Genomic DNA, 16,274 nt, shown 5'->3' with positions numbered 1-16,274 from the left:
TATGACAACAACTGTGCAAGAAGCCGTGCCGAACCCGGTACCCACCCAGGACGCCGCCGCGCGTCCCGCGCCAAAGAAAGTCGAAGCAGGCGTGAAGCTGCGCGGTGCTGAAAAGGTCGCGCGTATCCCGGTCAAGATCATCCCTACCGAAGAGCTGCCGAAGAAGCCGGACTGGATTCGCGTGCGCATTCCGGTTTCCCCGGAGGTCGACCGCATCAAGCAACTGCTGCGCAAGCACAAGCTGCACAGCGTGTGCGAAGAAGCCTCCTGCCCGAACCTGGGCGAGTGCTTCTCCGGCGGCACCGCGACCTTCATGATCATGGGTGACATCTGCACCCGTCGCTGCCCGTTCTGTGACGTCGGCCACGGCCGGCCGAAGCCGTTGGACCTCGACGAGCCTAAGAACCTGGCCGTGGCCATCGCCGACCTGCGCCTGAAGTACGTGGTCATCACCTCGGTGGACCGCGATGACCTGCGTGACGGCGGTGCCCAGCACTTCGCCGACTGCATCCGCGAAATCCGCGCCCTGTCGCCTGGCATCCAGCTGGAGACCCTGGTGCCGGACTACCGTGGGCGCATGGACGTTGCCCTGGAAATCACCGCCCAGGAGCCGCCGGATGTGTTCAACCACAACCTTGAGACCGTACCGCGCCTGTACAAGGCTGCGCGTCCGGGTTCGGACTACGACTGGTCGCTGGACCTGCTGCAGAAGTTCAAGCAGATGGTCCCGCATGTACCGACCAAGTCTGGCCTGATGCTCGGCCTTGGCGAGACCGACGAAGAAGTCATCGAAGTAATGCACCGCATGCGCGAGCATGACATCGACATGCTGACCCTGGGCCAGTACCTGCAGCCTTCGCGCAGCCACTTGCCGGTGCAACGTTTCGTGCACCCGGATACCTTCGCCTGGTTCGCCGAGGAAGGGTACAAGATGGGCTTCAAGAACGTTGCCTCCGGCCCGCTGGTGCGCTCTTCGTACCACGCCGACCAACAGGCCCACGAAGCCAAGATCAAGCTCTGAGCCTGGTTGAGTGATCGATGCCGATGCACGCCGGAAGGCGGCATCGGCATTTTTGTTTCCGAGAGCTGCCCCTGTACGTGCAAGGAGTTGTTCGATGAACTGCGTTGAAACCCTGGATGCATCTCTGCCTGCAGCGCTGCCCGGCAATGCCTGTTTTGCCATCGTCGCCCCGGCCGGCCCTGCCCGGCTGGACGGGCGCAAGGCAAGCCAGTGGTTTGCCGACCGAGGCTACCAGTGCCGCCTGTTTCCGGGCGTCGGTCAGGCCGAAGGCTATCTGGCCGGCGCAGACCAGCAGCGTCTGGATGACTTGCATGGGGCGTTTGCCGATCCTGCAATCGACGCCATCCTGTGCATGCGCGGTGGCTATGGCAGCATGCGGCTGTTGGATCGGCTCGATTTCGACCTGATCCGCCAACACCCCAAGCCGCTGGTCGGCTATAGCGATATCACTGCCCTGCACACGGCGCTCCAGCGCCACGCTGGGCTCATCACTTTCCATGGCGGCATGCTCAATGCCGATCTGCTCGGCGCGAAGCAGGAGCCGACCGTCAGTTCATTGTTCGATCAACTGCACGGCAAGGTCCACCAGGGCGATGTACTGGCCCATCCCGATGCCTATCCACTGACCTGCGTGGCCCCTGGCATGGCCAGCGGGCGTTTGCTGGGCGGCAATCTATCGGTGCTGTGTGCGACCTTGGGGACGGTGGGCGAGATCGACAGCCAGGGCTGTATCCTGTTCATCGAGGATGTCAACGAGCCGCTGTACCGCGTAGACCGGCTACTCACCCAATTGCGTCTTGCCGGCAAACTGGACGGGATTCGCGGTGTGCTGGTGGGCGATTTTGCCGGAATCACCGTGCCGGCGATGACGCCGCTGCTGAAGGATATCTTCGGGCCGTTGGGTATCCCGGTATTGGCGGGGTGGCGCAGTGGGCATTGTGATCCCAACCTGTGTCTGCCGCTGGGGGCCAGGGTAAGGCTGGACAGTCAGGCCATGCGGCTGTCATTGGAGCAGTCGTTGTTTGAGCGCTAAGGCCTGGGCGCTGGCCTTGAGGCTTGCATAAGCTTGTGGGAGCGGGTCTACCCGCGCTCCCACAGGGCTGCGCTCGTTGCCAGGTTAGCGACGACGCAGGCTGTCGAGCAGCTTGTGGGTCGGGTACCCATCTGCCGGCCAACCCAGCGCCTGCTGGGCATTGCGGATGGCCTTGCGGGTATTGGCGCCGATGATGCCGTCGGCATTGCCGGCCTCGTGGCCGCTGGCGTTGAGCAGATCCTGTAGTTCGATGCGCTCGCTACGGCTCAGTGGCAGATCGTCCTTGGGCCAGCTACCGGCGATGAAGCCCCAGCCATAGAAGCGATCACCCAGCAGACTGACCGCCAGGGCGTAGGACGAGGAATTGTTGTACTTCAGGATCGCCCGGAAGTTGTCCAGCACCAGGAACGCCGGGCCACGAGCCCCTGCCGGCAGCAGCAGGGCGGCGGACAGCTGGCTGCTGCCTGCAGGCAGCTGGGTGCCGGCTGGCAGTTTCACGCCCAGTTGCAGCCATTCACTGACGCTCTTGCGCTGCACGCCATCGGCCAGCCAATAGTCGAAGCCTGCGGGCACTTGGACTTCGAAGCCCCACGGCTGCCCACGTTTCCAGCCCGAGCTTTGCAGGTAGTGGGCGGTGGATGCCAGGGCATCGGCTGTGCTGTTCCAGATATCGCGACGGCCATCGCCGTCGAAGTCCACCGCGTGGGTGTTATAGGTGGTCGGAATGAACTGGGTCTGGCCCATGGCGCCGGCCCAGGAGCCGCGCATGGCCTCGGGCTGGATGTCGCCGTTCTGCAGGATCTGCAGGGCGGCGATCAGTTGGTCCTGGGCGAAGGTCGGACGACGGCCTTCGTAGGCCAGGGTGGCCAGGGAGCGGATCACTGATTTGTTGCCCTGGAACTGGCCGAAGTTGCTTTCCATGCCCCAGACCGATACCAGCACCTGGCGGTCGACGCCATAGCGCTGCTCGATGCGCGACAACAACTCGGCATGTTGCTCGAGCAGCTTCTTGCCGTTGCGCACACGCAGCGGCGACAGGGCGCCGTCGAGGTATTCCCACACCGGGCGGGCGAATTCGGGTTGGCTGCGGTCGGCCTTGATCACGTCCATGTCGGGTGTGACGCCTAGGAAGGCGCGATCGAAGGTGTTGGCACTGATGCCGGCTTGCAAGGCCTGCTGGCGGAAGCCTGCCTGCCATTGGGCGAAGGTTTGCAGGGGCTGGATGTCGTTGCTGGTGTCAGGCGTGGTGCCCGGCAGGGACACGTTCGGCGCAGGCTGCGCGGGGGCCAGCGGCAAGGCGTCGGCGGCGGTGGGTTTTTCCGCACAGGCGACGAGCAGGATGAAGCTGGAGGCTGCGATCAGCTGGCGAGACGGCCAGCGCAGGGACAGACGAAAGGGCATGCACAGATCCAGAATTGCGGTTCAGGTGCCGACCATATCATGACTGGGGGTTTCCTGCCTTCATGCGGCCAAAAAGCAAGAAGCCTCCCAATCTCTCGATTGGAAGGCTTCGCGGCGGTAGCTGCCTTTGCCCTTGTTCGGTCGTTCCTGGCGGCAGCGGAACAGTGGCTGGGCGATGATGGACTTGGCCTTGTTCGGCCCGTGCTTCTTCGGCTTCTTGCTCATGGCGATACCCCGGTTGGGTGGATGTCGGGGCGCACTGTAAGACCAGGGTAGGGCAGGAGCCAATTGATTGTATTTATGGGCAGATAGGGGCTGTCTTGCAGACTTTTTCAGCCCATTGCTGGCTTCGCCAGCCCCTACAGGAATAGTGCAGATAGCTTACTCGCCAGGCAACGCCAGGCGTTGCCCGGCCATCAGCAGCGCCAGCCGCGCCAGCCCCGTCCAGGGGGAACCTTCGGCCTGACCTTTGATCTGGGCGTCGATGCGCTGAGCATCCTGCAGCAACTGCGCCCAACGCTGCGCGGACAGGCGCTGGAGAGCTTTGCTGACCAGTGGTCGGCGTTTATCCCACACAGGTGGTCGTGCCTGGCTGAAGGCCTTGTCCAGCGGCACGCCTTGGCTGAATTGCTGGGCAAGCCCAGCCAGCAGGCGCAACTCGCGCGCGAGGGCCCAAAGGATGACTGGTGGCTCGACCCCTTCGCCGCGCAAGCCTTCCAGCATGCGCAGGGCGTGGGCCGCCTCGCCGTTGAGGATGGCATCGACCAGCCCGAACACGTCGAAGCGAGCGCTGTCGGCTACGGCAGCCTGCACGGTTTCCACCGTGATCTGGTTGCCTTCGGCTAACAACTTGAGTTTTTCGATCTCTTGGGCGGCTGCCAGTAGGTTGCCTTCGACCCGCGCGGCGATCAGGTCGACCGCGTCACGTTGGGCGGACAGTCCGGCCTGGGACAGGCGCTGATTGATCCACTGTGGCAGTTGCTGCGCGTCGACTGGCCAGATCTGGATGAATTGGCAGTGCTGGCCTTCGATCAGCGCCTTGCCCCATTTGGTCTTCTGCGCGCTGCCGTCGAGTTTGGGCAGGCTGACCAGCAGTAATGTGTCTTCGGCCGGGTTGGCGCAGTACTCCATTAACGCGGCAGCGCCCTTGTCGCCGGGCTTGCCCGATGGCAGGCGCAGCTCCAGCAGGCGCCTTTGGGCGAACAAGGAAAGGCTGGCGCCGGCCTGGAGCAGGGTGCCCCAATCGAAATTGGCGTCGGCACTGAACACCTGGCGTTCGTCGAAGCCCTGCTGGCGAGCCGCGGTACGGATGGCGTCGGCGGCTTCCTGACAAAGCAGCGGATCGTCGCCGCTGACCACGTAGACCGGGGCCAGGGCACCTTGCAGGTGTTTGTTGAGTTGGGCGAGGGAGAGCTTCATGGTGGATGCGGGGGCACCCGAAGGTGCCCCGTTCGGCCTCGGTCAGTTGGCCGGAACTTCCATTGGGGATTGCTGCGGCGTTTCGTCCTGCTGGCGGCGGGCCGCCTCCTGGGCCTGGGCTTCGGCCTTGGCGCGTTCTTCTGCTTCGCGCTGCAGCTCGTCCAGGTGGCCCGGGGTCAGCATTTGCAGGCGAACGAGCATGGCCTGGACCAGATCGCGGCGCATTTCTTCGCGGGCTTGGGTGGCTTCCTGGTCGGAGCCTGTGATGTTGTCGCCGTCATGCACGTAGATCTTGCGCACTTCGATCTTGTCGCTCAGCAGCGGGATGTCGTTCAGGCCCAGCATGCTGTAATTGAGCACGGTGGTGAGTTCATATTCGACCGACCGGTTGCCGCCGCTATAGGTGGCGGCGCGCTGGGTTTGCTGCTCGTCGGTCAGCACCAGGCGGTAGGGGGCGCCTGAGTGGACATTGACGCCGTTGCGCTTGAGGGATTCGCGCAGCTCGGTCACGGTCTCGCCATAAGCATTGCGCGCGCGCAGGTCCATTTCCTTGATGCTCAGCTCGGTGGTGCCGGTGCCGCGCAGCTGGAAACCGCAGGCGCTGAGCACGACGGCCAGGCCCATTACCAGCAGATTGCGTTTGATCATGTTGTAGCTCCCTTGTGGGCCAATTCCGCCCGCCCGCAACATGCGTGGGCGGGCGTTGCCATCAGTTGGCGACGATGTTGACCAGCTTGCCCGGCACCACGATGACCTTGCGGATGGTCAGGCCATCGATGAAGCGCAGGACGTTCTCGTTGCTGCGGGCGGCGGCTTCGATCTCTTCACGGCTGGCGCTGGCGGGCATTTCGACCTGGCCACGCAGCTTGCCGTTGACCTGGACCACCAGAGTGATGCTGTCCTGGACCAAGGCGCTTTCGTCTACGCTTGGCCAAGTGGCATCGATCACGGCCTGGTCGTGACCCAGGTGCTTCCACAGCTCATGGCTGATGTGCGGCGTGATCGGGGCCAGCAGCAAGGTCACGGCTTCCAGGCCTTCGTGCAGCAGGGCGCGGTCCTGCTCGGTGGCTTGCGGGGCTTTTTCCAGCACGTTCATCACGGTCATCACCTGGGCGATGGCGGTGTTGAATTTGTGGAACTGGCCCACGTCGGTGCTGGCCTGCTTGATGGCGGCATGGATGGCGCGGCGGATGGTTTTCTGCGCATCGTCCAGTACGGCGACGTCCAGCTTGCCCGGCAGGCCCTGGCTCACGTGGGCCTGGGCCAGGCGCCATACGCGGCGCAGGAAGCGGCTGGCACCCTCGACGCCGGAGTCGGACCACTCCAGGCTCATGTCGGGCGGCGAGGCGAACATCATGAACAGACGGCAGGTGTCGGCGCCGTAGGCGTCGATCATGGCCTGTGGATCCACGCCGTTGTTCTTGGACTTGGACATCTTCTCGGTACCGCCGATTTCCACCGGCAGGCCATCGGTCTTCAGGCGGGCACTGATGATCTTGGCCTTGGCGTCACGCTCGACCTCGACGTCCGCCGGGTTGAACCAATCCTTGCCGCCGTTGCTGGCGGTACGGTAGTAGGTCTCGGCGACCACCATGCCCTGGGTCAGCAGGTTCTTGAACGGCTCGTTGGAAGTGACCAGGCCTTCGTCGCGCATCAGCTTGTGGAAGAAGCGCGCATACAGCAGGTGAAGGATGGCGTGCTCGATACCGCCAATGTACTGATCGACCGGCAGCCAGTGGTTGGCCGCTTTCGGGTCGACCATGCCGCCTTCGTAGTTTGGCGAGGCGTAGCGGGCGAAGTACCAGGACGACTCGACGAAAGTGTCCATGGTGTCGGTTTCGCGCTTGGCCGCGGCGCCGCATTTCGGGCAGCTGCATTCGTAGAATTCAGGCATGCGCGCCAGTGGCGAGCCAGCGCCGTCCGGCACCACGTTTTCGGGCAGGGTGACCGGCAATTGGTCTTCCGGTACCGGCACATCGCCGCAGGTCGGGCAGTGGATGATCGGGATCGGGCAGCCCCAGTAGCGCTGGCGGCTGATGCCCCAGTCGCGCAGGCGGAACTGGGTACGCGATTTGCCCAGTTGCTTGCGGATCAGGGCGGCTTCGATGGCGTCGAAGGCGCCTTCGAAATCCAGGCCGTCGAACTCGCCGGAGTTGATCAGCTGGCCGTGCTCGCCGTAGGCGGCCAGCCACTCGCTGCCCACGTCGTCGCCGGCGCTGGTGCGGACCACAGCCTTGAGCGGCAGGTTGTACTTGTGGGCGAACTCGAAGTCACGCTCATCGTGGGCCGGAACAGCCATCACGGCGCCATCGCCATAGTGCATCAGCACGTAGTTGGCGACCCAGACCGGGAGCTTCTCGCCGGTCAGCGGGTGCTGGACGAACAGGGAAGTGGGCATGCCCTTCTTCTCCTGAGTGGCCATGTCGGCCTCGGCGACGCTACCGCTCTTGCATTCATCGATGAACGCCTGCAGTGCCGGGTTGCCCTGGGCGGCCTGGGTGGCCAACGGGTGCTCGGCGGCGACTGCGACGTAGGTCGCGCCCATCAGGGTGTCCGGACGGGTGGTGAAGACCTTGAGGGTGCCTTCGTGGCCGACGCTCGCCTGGTCGTAGGGGAACTGCACTTCCATGCCGCGGGATTTGCCGATCCAGTTGCGCTGCATGGTCTTGACCTGCTCAGGCCAGCCCGGCAGCTCGTCGAGGCTTTCAAGCAGCTCGTCGGCGTAGTCGGTGATGCGGAAGTAGTACATCGGGATTTCGCGCTTCTCGATCAGCGCGCCCGAACGCCAGCCGCGGCCGTCGATGACTTGCTCGTTGGCCAGTACGGTCTGGTCGACCGGGTCCCAGTTGACGGTGCCGTTCTTACGGTAGATGACGCCTTTTTCGAACAGGCGGGTGAACAGCCACTGTTCCCAGCGGTAGTAGTCCGGCTTGCAGGTGGTGACTTCACGCGACCAGTCGATCGCCAGGCCCAGGCTCTTGAGCTGGGACTTCATGTAGTCGATGTTCTCGTACGTCCACTTGGCCGGGGCGACGTTGTTCTTCATCGCGGCGTTTTCGGCCGGCATGCCGAACGCATCCCAACCCATTGGCTGCAGGACGTTCTTGCCCTGCATGCGCTGGTAACGGGCGATCACGTCACCAATGGTGTAGTTGCGCACGTGGCCCATGTGTAGCTTGCCGCTCGGGTACGGGAACATCGACAGGCAATAGTAGGTGTCCTTGCCTGGCTGTTCGGTGACAGCGAACGATTGTTGCTCGTCCCAGAAGGTCTGGGCGGCGGCTTCTATATCACGGGGCGTGTATTGTTCGTGCATGGCTACTTTGTGCTGAGAGAGATAAGGACCCTGTTTCCAGGCAGCGCAACCTCGCTGCGTCCGGCACTGCGGTGTCGTTGGAGTGAACGCCGTAGCATACATGAGCGCCGCGCATCGTGGGAAACCTTGAATGCGGCTCCGGGGCCGTTGGTCGCGGCACCGGGCTGCTTTTCAGAGTGACGCTAAGCTCATCTTTGGGGGAGATATTCTTATCTTCAATGAGGTGAACGGATGGGAGAGTCGCAGCTACCCGCAATCAAACCGGAGCTATACGAACGCTTGATCGACCGCCTGGGCTTGGCACTCGAAGTGGCCAGGACCTCCGTACGATTACGCGACGAGATGCCAGCTGAACTGGAACTGCGTGGCCTGAGCCACGCCGAGTTCGAAGTGATCAAGGCCTACCTGGAAACCCTCCCGGAAGGTCGTTTCGCCAGCGCCGGTGCTTACCAGCAACCGGAGCCGACGTCGGCGAAGATCGTCTGGCTCAAGGACAAGAAACGCCCCGCCACCACGGCGAGATCCCGGACGCTGTCCCGCTAGCCGTTCTGGATTCCAGGCGCAGACCGTCGTGCGCCGGTACTCAACTTAAACTGCTCATGATCGGCGCCGGACGCGCACTTGTTGCCCGGCGCCGATCCTCTTAGGCTGCACTCCTTTCCAGGAGGACCGTGCATGCCGCTTCGCTATTTCATCAAACAATGGTTGCTGCCTCCCGGCGTGCTGTTTTTGCTCTTGCTGGCAGCTTGGTGGCTGCGCACGCGACGCCCGCGCCTGGCGGCCTTGTGCTTTGCCCTTGGCCTGGGTGGTTTGTGGCTGATGAGCTTGCCGCTGGTGGTGGAACGGGCGGCCCGGCAGTTGGAGACCGAGGCGCCATTGCCGATGGCGCAATGGGCGACCCTGGCAGGGCGAGCCGACGCGATCGTGGTGCTGGGCGCCGGGCGTGAGCGTGGCGACCCGGCCTGGGGAGCAGAGGACCAGCCGACCGGCACCGCTCTTGAGCGCATGCGCTATGCCGCGCAGCTGGCCAAGGCCTCGGGGCTGCCGGTATTGACCACCGGTGGGCTTCACTACGGCACGCCGCCGAGCGAGGCCCAGTTGATGGCCGATCGCATGAAGTCGGACTTCGGCGTTGACGTGCGCTGGAAGGAAGAGGCCAGCCGCACTACTTGGGAGAACGCCCAGTTCAGCGCGCGGCTGGTGCAACCCCAAGGCGTGCGCCGCGTGGTGCTGGTGACCCAAGCCTGGCACATGCAGCGCTCGCGCTGGAGTTTCGAGCAGGCAGGGTTCGAGGTGGTGCCGGCACCGGTCGGATTCCTGGGCAAGGACCATGCGCAGCCGTTCGCCGGCTTGCTGCCCGATAGCCGGGCGGTGTGGCGCAGCGGACAGTTGCTCAACGAGGCGGTGGGGTTGGTGGGGTATCGGTTGTTTTACTGACCACCGCGGGGCCGCAATGCGGCCCCTGGAAGGTCACACGGTCTTGGCGATCCGGCTCGCCAGGAGCGCCCATCCCAGCAGTAGCGCACAGAGAATCGCCAGCGGCCAGGAGCGCCATTGCAGGTAGGGCGTCAGTTGCTGCATTGGCACCACATCCCCGTAGAGGACGGCTTGCTGGAACTGCGGGATCTGCGCAGTGATCTTGCCGAAGGGGTCGATCAACGCGGTGACGCCATTGTTGGTGGCGCGGATCATCCAGCGCCCGGCCTCCAGGGCACGCATCTGGGCCATCTGCAAGTGTTGCAGGGGGCCGATGGAGGTGCCGAACCAGGTGTCGTTGCTGATGGTCAGCAGCAAGTCGCTGCGTGCGGCCAGGCCCGCTGCGAACTCGGGATAGACCACCTCGTAGCAGATGAACGGCGCAACCTGATAGCCCTTGGCCTGCAGCAAGGGCTGGTCCGCTGGGCCGCGGGCGAAGTCCGACATCGGCAGGTTGAAGAACTCGATCAGCCCACGGAGCATGTCCTGCAGCGGTACGTATTCGCCAAAGGGCACCAGCTTCTGCTTGAGGTAGGTGCCGTCGCCCTCTCCGGTCACGGTGATGCCGTTGTAGTAGCGGCGCTGGTGGTGCACCACTTCACGCACCGGCACCCCGGTGATCAGCGCCGAATGCCGATCGGCGGCAAAACGCCCCATTACGTCGATGTAGCCTTGGGCCTGGTCCTTGAGTACGGGGACGGCGGTTTCCGGCCAGACCAGCAAGTCCACTGGCTTGGAGCTGAAGCTCATGTCGCGGTAAAGCGCCAGTTGCGCATCGATGTGCGCCGGGTCCCATTTCAGGTCCTGCTCGACATTGCCCTGCAACGCTGCGACCTTCAGTGGATCACCGGAGGGTTGTGTCCAGGCATGCCCCTTGAGCGCCATGCCGATCACCCAGGGCGCCAACAGCACTATCACGCCCACCGCCAGAAACGAGGGACGCTCACGCAGGCGGTGCAGGTTGCACAGCAGCGCAGCGCTCAGTGCCAGGACAAAGGAAATCAGCCACACGCCACCCAGCGGTGCCAGACCGGCCAGGGGGCCATCGAGCTGGCTGTAGCCTGCGTACAACCACGGGAAACCGGTCAGGAACCAGCCGCGGAAGGCTTCCTGCAGCAGCCACAGAGCGGCGAAGCACAGGGCATCGGCCAGGGGAGCCTCATTGCGACGCAGCCAGCGCGCCCATAGCCAGGTGGGCAGGGCGAAGAACCAGGCCAGGGCGGCGAAGAACGCCACCAGCAGCGCGATCGCCAGCGCCGGGGAGGCGCCGCCGTAGGTGTTCATGCTGACGTAGATCCACCAGGTGCCGGCACCGTACAGGCCGAAACCGAACCACCAGCCACGCCACATCGCCTGGCGCGGGCTGAGCTCGCGCAGGCCAAGGTAGAGCAGGGCGATGGACAGCAGCGCCAGAGGCCAGATGTCGAACGGCGCCAGGGCCAGGAGGGTCGATGCGCCGGCCGCCAGGGCCAGCAGGTTACCGGGCCAGCCGGGGCGGGTGATCCAACGCATGTTTGTCCTTAACGGGTGATCGGAGTCAGGCGCAGCAAGTGTATCCGCCGGCTGTCGGCGTTGAGAATACGGAACTTGTAGGCCCCGATCTCGGTGGTCTCGTTGCGCTTGGGCAGGTGGCCGAAGGCACTCATCACCAGGCCGCCCACAGTATCGAACTCATCGTCGGAGAACTCCGAGTCGAAGAACTCGTTGAAGTTCTCGATCGGGGTCAAGGCCTTGATCAGGAAGTCGCCACTGGGCAGTGGCTTGATGTAGCTGTCTTCCTCGACATCGTGCTCGTCCTCGATGTCGCCGACGATCTGCTCGAGCACGTCCTCGATGGTCACCAGGCCCGCCACGCCGCCATATTCATCGATGACGATGGCCATGTGGTTGTGGTTGGCGCGGAATTCGCGCAGCAGCACGTTCAGGCGCTTGGACTCCGGCACGAAGGTGGCCGGGCGCAGCAGGTCCTTGATGTTGAAGCTGTCGCCGTTCTCCTTGAGGATCAGCGGCAGCAGGTCCTTGGCCAGGAGGATCCCGAGCACATCGTCATGGCCTTCACCGATCACCGGGTAGCGCGAGTGCGCGGCATCGATCACCGCTGGCAGGAATTCGCGTGGAGACTGGCTGGCCTTGATGCTGATCATCTGCGAGCGCGGCACCATGATGTCACGCACCTGCAGGTCGGCGACCTGGATGGCGCCTTCGACGATGGTCAGCGCTTCGCTGTCGAGCAGCTTGTTCTGATGGGCTTCGCGCAGCAGCTCGAGAAGCTCCTGGCGGTTTTTCGGCTCATGGGCAAAAGCCTGGGTCAGTTTACCCAGCCAGGACTTCTGCCCATTGCTCGATCGGTCTTCGCTCATGGCGGTTACTCGTGATCCTTTTCAGTTGTCAGGTTGTGTGATTTCGTCGTCGGCGTAAGGGTCCGGGTGACCCAATTCCGCCAGCAAGGTTCGTTCCAGGGCTTCCATCTCCTCGGCTTCGTCGTCCTCGATATGATCGTAGCCAAGCAGGTGCAGGCAGCCATGGATGACCAGGTGCGCCCAGTGGGCTTCGAGCGACTTGCCTTGCTCGGTGGCTTCCCGCTCGACCACTGGCACGCAAATGACCAAGTCGCCCAGCAGGGGGATGTCGAGCAGGTCATCGGGAACGTCGGCGGGGAAGGACAGCACGTTGGTGGCGTAGTCCTTGTGCCGGTAGGTGTGGTTCAGCTCACGGCCTTCGGGTTCATCGACCAGGCGAATGGTCATTTCCGAGTCGGCGGTGCGCTGGCGCAGCGCCAGTTCGCACCAGCGACGGAAGGCAGCGTCATCCGGGGCGGCAGCATCCGTGGCCCGTTGCAGGTCGAGTTCAAGCATCTTTGCCGGGGACCTCGGGCTTTGCCTGGCGCGCGTCGAAGCGGTCGTAGGCTTCGACGATACGCTGCACCAACGGGTGGCGGACCACATCCTTGGGCTGGAAGTGGGTAAAGCTGATGCCCGGCACGTCCTTGAGCACTTCGATCACATGGGCCAAGCCCGACTTGGTGCCGCGCGGCAGGTCGACCTGGGTGATGTCGCCGGTGATCACCGCCGTCGAGCCGAAGCCGATGCGGGTGAGGAACATCTTCATCTGCTCAAGGGTGGTGTTCTGGCTTTCGTCGAGGATGATGAAGCTGTTGTTCAGGGTACGACCGCGCATGTAGGCCAGCGGGGCAATTTCGATGACTTGGCGCTCGATCAGCTTGGCCACGTGTTCGAAGCCGAGCATCTCGTAGAGCGCGTCGTACAGCGGGCGCAGGTACGGGTCGATCTTCTGGGCCAGGTCGCCAGGCAGGAAGCCGAGCTTCTCGCCGGCTTCCACTGCCGGGCGCACCAGCAGGATGCGGCGCACCTGTTCGCGCTCCAAGGCATCCACGGCGCAGGCTACAGCCAGATAGGTCTTGCCTGTACCGGCCGGACCGATGCCGAAGTTGATATCGTTGGCCAGGATTTCCTTGACGTAGCGCTGCTGGTTGACCCCGCGCGGGCGGATGTTGCCCTTGCGCGTGCGTAGCGACACGCTGACCTCGTTGACCGCTGGGTTGTCTAGGTTCTCGACGGTCGATTCCTGCAGGTACAGGTGGACGGTTTCCGGCGACAGCTCGGAAGCCTTGGCTTCGCGATAGAGGCGACGCAGCAGTTGCTCGGCGGCAGAGGTGGTCTTGGGTTCGCCAATCAGTTCGAACTGGTTGCCGCGGTTGCGGATTTCGATGGCCAGGCGTTGTTCGATCAGGCGCAGGTGCTCGTCGAACTGGCCGCACAAGTTGGCGAAGCGGTGGGCCTCGAAGGGTTCGAGGATGAAACGATGAGGTTGTATGGGTGCGTTCAAGGTCGTTTTTAGCCGCTCGACGGCAATGGAGGTGAACTCAAGAATAACCCCTGAAGGGCAGTGGCGAAAGCACTGAAACGATCAAGGGACAGGTATCTGTGGTGGCGCATTGGCGGGTAGACCCGCTCCCACGAGGTTTACCGCCATTCGGTGGGAGCGGGTTCCCCGGCGAACAGACCACCACCATCATCATTCAATCAATGAGCCGACCAGCGAATGGGGCTTGGCCTCTTCGATGCGTACATCCACCAGTTGGCCGATCAGCGCTGGATTGTCGCAGTGGAAGTTGACGATTCGATTATTCTCGGTACGGCCTTGCAGCTTGCCTGGGTCACGCTTGGAGAAGTCGGTGACCAAGATGCGCTGGACACTGCCGACCATGCGTCGGCTGATTTCGAAACCCTGCTGGTCGATGCGGTGCTGCAGCAGTTGCAGACGCTGTTTCTTGACCTCTTCGGGCGTATCGTCCACAAGCTCCGCGGCCGGGGTGCCGGGACGTGCGCTGTAGACGAAGGAGAAGGAAAAGTCGAAACCGACCTCGGCCACCAGCTTCATGGTTTGCTCGAAGTCCTTCTCGGTCTCGCCGGGGAAGCCGACGATGAAGTCCGAGCTGATGCAGATGTCCGGCACCGCAGCCTTGAGCTTGCGCAGCTTGGACTTGTACTCGAGGATCGTGTGGTTGCGCTTCATGGCCGCCAGCACGCGGTCGGAGCCTGCCTGTACCGGCAGGTGCAGGTGCTTGACCAGCTGTGGCACCTCGGCGTGGGCCTGGATCAGGCTGTCGGAGAATTCCAGTGGGTGCGAGGTGGTGTAGCGGATCCGTTCGATTCCGTCGACTGCCGCCACCACACGGATCAGCTCGGCGAGGTCTGCCAGACGGCCATCGTGGGTCAGGCCGCGATAGCCGTTGACGTTCTGGCCCAGCAGGGTGATTTCGCGCACGCCATTCTCGGCCAGGTGGATGACCTCGGCCAGTACGTCGTCGAAGGGGCGGCTGACCTCGGTGCCACGGGTATAGGGCACCACGCAGAAGGTGCAGTACTTGCTGCAGCCCTCCATGACCGAGACGAATGCCGTCGGGCCGTCGATGCGGGGCTCGGGAAGGTGGTCGAACTTTTCGATTTCAGGGAACGACACATCGACTTGCGGTACCCGAGTGATGCGCGCGGCGTCGATCATTTCTGGCAGACGGTGCAGGGTCTGCGGACCGAACACCACATCGACGTAAGGCGCGCGCTTGCGCAGGGCCTCGCCTTCCTGGCTGGCCACGCAACCCCCGACGGCGATGACCATGTCTGGGTTGCGGTCCTTCAGGGCGCGCCAGCGGCCGAGCTTGGAGTACACCTGATCCTGTGCTTTTTCGCGGATCGAACAGGTGTTGAGCAGGATGACATCGGCGTCGTCGGGGCGCTCGGTGACTTCCAGGGCCTGGTGTTCGCCCAACAGGTCGATCATGCGCGAGCTGTCGTACTCGTTCATCTGGCAACCGTGGGTTTCAATGTAAAGCTTCTTGGCCATGGCAAATCATCTGCTGCGGGTGCTGAAAGGCCGCACATTATAGAGGTGGCACCGGGTGCTTAACAGGGCAAGCGGTCTGCTATGATGCCGGCCATTTTCCTAACACGGTGTCGTCTTCTTCGATCATGAGCAAACGCGAACCCGCCATCTATAAAGTGATCTTTCTCAACCAGGGCCAGGTCTTCGAGATGTATGCCAAGCAGATCTACCAGAGCGACCTGTGGGGCTTTCTTGAAATCGAGGAGTTCGTTTTCGGCGAGCGCACCCAGGTCGTAGTCGACCCCAGCGAAGAGAAGCTCAAGGCGCAGTTCGAAGGTGTGGTGCGCAGTTTCGTGCCGATGCATTCGATCGTGCGTATCGACGAGGTGGAGCGATTGGGGACGGCGAAGATCAGCGAGGCCAAGGGTGGCGGTAACGTGATGCCGTTCCCGATGCCAATGCCGGAGAAGTAGGTCGGCCCGTCAGGGCAGGGGGGAGAAGGGTGTGCGCCCTTCGGCGTTTTGCAGCTCCAGCAGGTATTTGCGGAAAATCTGGCCGAGCACCTGGGTGGCGTGTTCGAGTTCGTCGCGGGGCATCTGCTCGGTGACTTCGTCGGCCAGGTCCAGGGCGTCTTCGTCGCCATTGACCGCTGCCATTTTCAGCAGAATGTAAGCCTGAACGTTGTTGGCCGGAACGCCTTCGCCATGGAAGAACATCGAGCCGAGACGGTATTGCGCCTGGGCCTGGCCTTGCAATGAGGCCTTCTCGAACCAGTTGACGGCCTTTTTCAGGTCTTTGGGTGCCTGGTTGCCACTGTAGTAGAACTCACCCAGCTCGTATTGCGCCTGGGCATCGCCCGACTCCGCCGTCCGTTCGCAAGCCTTCAGGGCGTTCTGCAGGTCCTCTGGCTGTGTGTCGAAGGTGCAGCGTCCCGTCGCTGGAATCAGCAACGAGTTGCCACCCTCTGCCAAGGCCAGCAGGGGCTGAAGAAGCAGCAGGCAGCCCAGGGTAAGGGCGCGGCCGGTGCGGTTCATGGGGATCGACTTACCTCTGCAAAGCTGCGGCCAATGTCTCTGGTGGCACATTATGGGATAAGCAGCGCCTACCTTACAAAGTTTTACTCGAAATTCTGTATTGAGAAGCCTTTGTCGATTGCACAGCATTTATCGCCTGCCTCGACTTCTTCGCGGCTGTACCCGCTCCTACAAGTTATGCGTTGAACCTGTGGGGGCGGGTATGCGTGCGCAGAAGCCGATGCAAGGCGG

At 63.1% G+C, this 16,274-nt stretch carries 16 protein-coding genes; 5 read left to right on the top strand and 11 right to left on the bottom strand.

Features of this window, described 5'->3' with window-relative positions; genetic code table 11:
* Nucleotide 1: 1 nt before the first annotated feature.
* Nucleotides 2-1,021 carry a lipoyl synthase gene (gene lipA / locus J5X93_RS22945; RefSeq protein WP_043211188.1) on the top strand — a complete coding sequence of 340 codons (1,020 nt, stop codon included), beginning with the start codon at nt 2-4 and terminating at the stop codon, nt 1,019-1,021.
* 94 nt (nt 1,022-1,115) lie between these two features.
* A complete protein-coding gene (locus J5X93_RS22940; protein WP_182816501.1) occupies nt 1,116-2,054 on the top strand; it encodes a S66 peptidase family protein in 939 nt (312 codons plus the stop codon).
* Between the two features lie 84 nt (nt 2,055-2,138).
* Here J5X93_RS22940 and J5X93_RS22935 read toward each other — a convergent pair whose 3' ends face one another.
* From J5X93_RS22935 to leuS, 5 genes are all read right to left on the bottom strand, one after another.
* Nucleotides 2,139-3,455 (bottom strand): lytic murein transglycosylase, encoded by a 1,317-nt coding sequence (locus J5X93_RS22935; protein ID WP_043211191.1) that lies wholly within the window; start codon nt 3,453-3,455, stop codon nt 2,139-2,141.
* 60 nt (nt 3,456-3,515) lie between these two features.
* Nucleotides 3,516-3,680, bottom strand: a complete 165-nt coding sequence (arfA, locus tag J5X93_RS22930) for an alternative ribosome rescue factor ArfA (RefSeq protein WP_043211193.1) — start codon at nt 3,678-3,680, stop codon at nt 3,516-3,518.
* 156 nt (nt 3,681-3,836) lie between these two features.
* A complete protein-coding gene (gene holA / locus J5X93_RS22925) occupies nt 3,837-4,874 on the bottom strand; it encodes a DNA polymerase III subunit delta (protein ID WP_250034034.1) in 1,038 nt (345 codons plus the stop codon).
* Nucleotides 4,875-4,916: 42 nt separating this feature from the next.
* Nucleotides 4,917-5,522 carry an LPS-assembly lipoprotein LptE gene (locus tag J5X93_RS22920; RefSeq protein WP_043211198.1) on the bottom strand — a complete coding sequence of 202 codons (606 nt, stop codon included), beginning with the start codon at nt 5,520-5,522 and terminating at the stop codon, nt 4,917-4,919.
* A gap of 61 nt (nt 5,523-5,583) precedes the next feature.
* Nucleotides 5,584-8,190 (bottom strand): leucine--tRNA ligase, encoded by a 2,607-nt coding sequence (leuS, locus tag J5X93_RS22915; RefSeq protein WP_250034032.1) that lies wholly within the window; start codon nt 8,188-8,190, stop codon nt 5,584-5,586.
* Between the two features lie 231 nt (nt 8,191-8,421).
* Between leuS and J5X93_RS22910 the strand changes: the two genes are divergently transcribed.
* Both J5X93_RS22910 and J5X93_RS22905 read left to right on the top strand, forming a co-directional pair.
* Complete coding sequence (locus J5X93_RS22910) at nt 8,422-8,733, top strand: hypothetical protein (RefSeq protein ID WP_043211202.1); 312 nt, start codon at nt 8,422-8,424, stop codon at nt 8,731-8,733.
* A gap of 132 nt (nt 8,734-8,865) precedes the next feature.
* Entirely contained in the window at nt 8,866-9,627 is a 762-nt protein-coding gene (locus J5X93_RS22905) for a YdcF family protein (protein ID WP_090346790.1), read from the top strand.
* 33 nt (nt 9,628-9,660) lie between these two features.
* Here the strand turns inward: J5X93_RS22905 and lnt are convergent, their stop codons facing one another.
* From lnt to miaB, 5 genes are all read right to left on the bottom strand, one after another.
* The gene (lnt, locus tag J5X93_RS22900) at nt 9,661-11,178 is read right to left on the bottom strand and encodes an apolipoprotein N-acyltransferase (RefSeq protein WP_043211206.1); all 1,518 of its coding nucleotides are present in this window, start codon (nt 11,176-11,178) and stop codon (nt 9,661-9,663) included.
* A gap of 8 nt (nt 11,179-11,186) precedes the next feature.
* On the bottom strand, nt 11,187-12,026 hold the full coding sequence (locus J5X93_RS22895) for a CorC family transporter (protein WP_043211207.1): 840 nt from the start codon (nt 12,024-12,026) through the stop codon (nt 11,187-11,189).
* Nucleotides 12,027-12,047: 21 nt separating this feature from the next.
* Complete coding sequence (ybeY, locus tag J5X93_RS22890; protein WP_043211208.1) at nt 12,048-12,521, bottom strand: rRNA maturation RNase YbeY; 474 nt, start codon at nt 12,519-12,521, stop codon at nt 12,048-12,050.
* The gene (locus tag J5X93_RS22885) at nt 12,514-13,512 is read right to left on the bottom strand and encodes a PhoH family protein (protein ID WP_043211210.1); all 999 of its coding nucleotides are present in this window, start codon (nt 13,510-13,512) and stop codon (nt 12,514-12,516) included. The genes ybeY and J5X93_RS22885 overlap by 8 nt, the downstream gene beginning before the upstream one ends.
* 189 nt (nt 13,513-13,701) lie before the next feature.
* A complete protein-coding gene (gene miaB, locus J5X93_RS22880) occupies nt 13,702-15,030 on the bottom strand; it encodes a tRNA (N6-isopentenyl adenosine(37)-C2)-methylthiotransferase MiaB (RefSeq protein ID WP_043211212.1) in 1,329 nt (442 codons plus the stop codon).
* Between the two features lie 125 nt (nt 15,031-15,155).
* On the opposite strand from miaB, the gene J5X93_RS22875 reads away from it, so the two are divergent.
* Nucleotides 15,156-15,482: a DUF1820 family protein gene (locus J5X93_RS22875; RefSeq protein ID WP_043211213.1), complete on the top strand. Its 327-nt coding sequence runs from the start codon at nt 15,156-15,158 to the stop codon at nt 15,480-15,482.
* Between the two features lie 9 nt (nt 15,483-15,491).
* Here the strand turns inward: J5X93_RS22875 and J5X93_RS22870 are convergent, their stop codons facing one another.
* Nucleotides 15,492-16,043, bottom strand: coding sequence for a tetratricopeptide repeat protein (locus J5X93_RS22870; RefSeq protein ID WP_043211215.1), 552 nt, complete (start codon nt 16,041-16,043; stop codon nt 15,492-15,494).
* Nucleotides 16,044-16,274: the final 231 nt, after the last annotated feature.

Origin of the sequence: Pseudomonas sp. BYT-1 (assembly GCF_023611805.1) — a bacterium.
GTDB lineage: Bacteria > Pseudomonadota > Gammaproteobacteria > Pseudomonadales > Pseudomonadaceae > Aquipseudomonas > Aquipseudomonas guariconensis.
The sequence above is the reverse complement of the archived record's forward strand: the minus strand, read 5'-3'. Positions and strand labels throughout refer to the sequence as shown.